Source organism: Oleiphilus sp. HI0061, assembly GCF_001635675.1.
This window is the reverse complement of record NZ_LWFE01000928.1, coordinates 1-574: the sequence shown is the minus strand read 5'-3', so window position 1 is coordinate 574 and position 574 is coordinate 1. Positions and strand designations below refer to the sequence as shown.

The 574-nt window shown below is 42.2% G+C and carries 1 protein-coding gene; it reads right to left on the bottom strand.

The window, feature by feature from the left end; all coding sequences use genetic code 11:
• On the bottom strand, nucleotides 1-243 hold a 243-nt coding region (locus A3735_RS31875; RefSeq protein ID WP_231882538.1), incomplete at its 3' end, for a hypothetical protein.
• Between the last annotated feature and the right edge of the window lie 331 nt (nucleotides 244-574).

Here is a 574-nt window from a genome sequence, read left to right as displayed (position 1 = left end):
AGCCCATCCGGTTTGTTTAAGGAACAGAGGGGTCATCTCTTCTAAGCTTTTCTCCAGCACCTTAGCACTGTGGAAGTGAGACGTTAATGTAAACATAAGCATTAGCCATACGCTCAGTGCGAAACAAATAGGGCAAGGTGGCGATAACGCCTGGAAATGGTTGATCGAAAGATATCGATAGGATTGAATTGAAAGCAATCGATGCTGTTTAAGCAAACCGCTAATTAATTTCAGACGTGACATACCATACTCTAAGACTAACGTTTCTAAATCGTGAATTTGCTCAAAATATCGGTCACGATGTGCTTCTGTATCATACGACTGAAGATAAAATGTGACGCTAGAAATTTTGCTCACCTCAACGCCATGAATTGCTCTTAGCTGCTTTTTCTTGCACCAACCTGCTTTGCAACATATTGCCCAAAAATCCGGATGCTCCGGCGAAAATCGTGATGGATATGGGAACGACAATCCCAATTTCTGTATTAGTCTGTCCTCGTCACCCCCCTGTGTCAGGATAGTTGTCGCCTCTGTTAATTTTTAATAATTGAATAGGAGGCGGTAAGAGAATATG